Origin of the sequence: Tanticharoenia sakaeratensis NBRC 103193 (genome assembly GCF_000963885.1) — a bacterium.
GTDB classification, from domain to species: Bacteria; Pseudomonadota; Alphaproteobacteria; order Acetobacterales; family Acetobacteraceae; genus Tanticharoenia; species Tanticharoenia sakaeratensis.
Map to the genome: position 1 here is coordinate 2501 of NZ_BALE01000067.1, position 2938 is coordinate 5438.

Consider the following 2938-nt stretch of genomic DNA (forward strand, 5'->3'; position numbering starts at 1 on the left):
TGGGGCAACCCCCTCGCAAGAGGATCATGCACTGAATACATAGGTGTATGAGGCGAACCCGGGGAACTGAAACATCTCAGTACCTGGAGGAAAAGACATCAACAGAGATTCCGCTAGTAGTGGCGAGCGAACGCGGACCAGGCCAGTGCCTCGTTAAAGACAAGCAAAACGATCTGGAAAGTTCGGCAATAGTGGGTGATAGCCCCGTATGCGTAATGCTTTGACGAGGACTTGAGTAGGGCGGGGCACGTGAAACCCTGTCTGAACATGGGGGGACCACCCTCCAAGCCTAAATACTCCCTGATGACCGATAGCGAACAAGTACCGTGAGGGAAAGGTGAAAAGCACCCCGACAAGGGGAGTGAAAGAGACCTGAAACCGGATGCCTACAAGCAGTCGGAGCCTCTTATGGGGTGACGGCGTACCTTTTGTATAATGGGTCAGCGAGTTTCTGTTTGCAGCGAGCTTAAGCCGTTAGGTGTAGGCGTAGCGAAAGCGAGTCTGAATAGGGCGCATAGTTGCTGGCAGAAGACCCGAAACCGAGTGATCTAGCCATGGCCAGGCTGAAGGTGCGGTAACACGCACTGGAGGGCCGAACCCACGCCTGTTGAAAAAGTCGGGGATGAGCTGTGGCTAGGGGTGAAAGGCCAATCAAACTCGGAGATAGCTGGTTCTCCGCGAAATCTATTGAGGTAGATCGTCGGGTATTGCCCTGGGGGGTAGAGCACTGGATGGGCTAGGGGGACCCAAAGTCTTACCAAACCTAACCAAACTCCGAATACCCAGGAGTATGAGCCCGGCAGACAGACAGTGGGTGCTAAGGTCCATTGTCGAGAGGGAAACAGCCCAGACCACCAGCTAAGGCCCCCAAATCGTGGCTAAGTGGGAAAGGATGTGGGGATTCCAAAACAACCAGGAGGTTGGCTTAGAAGCAGCCATCCTTTAAAGAAAGCGTAATAGCTCACTGGTCTATTAGAAACCCTGCGCCGAAAATGTAACGGGGCTCAAGCCACGTGCCGAAGCTGTGGGTGCATACATTGTATGCGCGGTAGCGGAGCGTTCCGTAGGTCTGCGAAGGAGACGGGGTGACCCTCTCTGGAGATATCGGAAGTGCGAATGCTGACATGAGTAGCGACAAACAGTGCGAGAAACACTGTCGCCGAAAGTCCAAGGGTTCCTGCGCAAGGTTAATCCACGCAGGGTGAGCCGGCCCCTAAGGCGAGGGCGAGAGCCGTAGTCGATGGGAATCAGGTGAATAGTCCTGAGCCTGCCAGAAGTGACGAATGCGATATGTTGTCTGGTCTTATTGGATTGACCAGGCTTTTGGAGCATTCCGGGAAATAGCTCTGGCATACAGACCGTACCCGAAACCGACACAGGTGGACTGGTAGAGCATACCAAGGCGCTTGAGAGAACGATGCTGAAGGAACTAGGCAAATTGCTCGTGTAACTTCGGGATAAACGAGACCCATTGGTGGGCAACCATTGGTGGGTGGCACAGACCAGGGGGTAGCGACTGTTTAGTAAAAACACAGGGCTGTGCGAAGTCGAGAGACGACGTATACGGCCTGACGCCTGCCCGGTGCCGGAAGGTTAAGAGGAGATGTGCAAGCATTGAATTGAAGCCCCGGTAAACGGCGGCCGTAACTATAACGGTCCTAAGGTAGCGAAATTCCTTGTCGGGTAAGTTCCGACCTGCACGAATGGCGTAACGACTTCCCCGCTGTCTCCAGCATCGGCTCAGCGAAATTGAATTCCCCGTGAAGATGCGGGGTACCCGCGGTCAGACGGAAAGACCCTATGAACCTTTACTGCAGCTTTGCAGTGGCATCAGGAAAGTCCTGTGTAGGATAGGTGGGAGGCTTTGAAGCATGGGCGCCAGTCTGTGTGGAGCCGTCCTTGAAATACCACCCTGAATTTTTCTGATGTCTAACCGCGACCAGTAAGCCTGGTCCGGGACCCTGCATGGTGGGCAGTTTGACTGGGGCGGTCGCCTCCCAAAGTGTAACGGAGGCGCGCGATGGTGGGCTCAGGTCGGTCGGACATCGACTGTTGAGTGCAATGGCATAAGCCCGCCTGACTGCGAGAGTGACAGCTCGAGCAGAGACGAAAGTCGGCCATAGTGATCCGGTGGTCCCACGTGGACGGGCCATCGCTCAACGGATAAAAGGTACTCTAGGGATAACAGGCTGATCTCCCCCAAGAGTCCACATCGACGGGGAGGTTTGGCACCTCGATGTCGGCTCATCACATCCTGGGGCTGGAGCAGGTCCCAAGGGTTCGGCTGTTCGCCGATTAAAGTGGTACGTGAGCTGGGTTTAGAACGTCGTGAGACAGTTCGGTCCCTATCTGCCGTGGGTGTGTGAGACTTGAGAGGATTTGTCCCTAGTACGAGAGGACCGGGATGAACGCACCTCTGGTGCACCGGTTGTCGCGCCAGCGGCACAGCCGGGTAGCTAAGTGCGGACAAGATAACCGCTGAAAGCATCTAAGCGGGAAACTTACCTCAAAACGAGGTCTCATAGGGCCGTGATAGACCATCACGTCGATAGGCCAGGTGTATAAGCGTGGTAACGCGTTCAGCTAACTGGTCCTAATCGCCCATATCGCTCACACATCAAAACACACACGCACAGTAACCACCCACGCAACACATCCTCTCTCAACACCAACCTCACCACCCTGATACCAGGGTGGGCCAGAAGACCTGGTGGCCATGGCGGGGAGCGAACCACCCGATCCCATCCCGAACTCGGCCGTGAAATGCCCCAGCGCCTATGATACTGCGTCTTAAGACGCGGGAAAGTCGGTCGCCGCCAGGTCCCCTGACCCACCCTCACCAACACACACCACACCACAAACGCGGGGTGGAGCAGCCCGGTAGCTCGTCAGGCTCATAACCTGAAGGCCGCAGGTTCAAATCCTGCCCCCGCAACCA

At 55.7% G+C, this 2938-nt stretch carries 1 tRNA gene and 2 rRNA genes (1 of these 3 only partly in view); all 3 read left to right on the plus strand.

Annotated features, from left to right (window positions below):
* A 23S ribosomal RNA gene (locus B8446_RS15845) occupies window positions 1-2618 on the plus strand (it extends 119 nt beyond the left edge of the window).
* A gap of 88 nt (window positions 2619-2706) precedes the next feature.
* A 5S ribosomal RNA gene (gene rrf / locus B8446_RS15850) occupies window positions 2707-2822 on the plus strand.
* A 39-nt stretch (window positions 2823-2861) separates the two neighbouring features.
* A tRNA-Met gene (locus B8446_RS15855) sits at window positions 2862-2938 on the plus strand.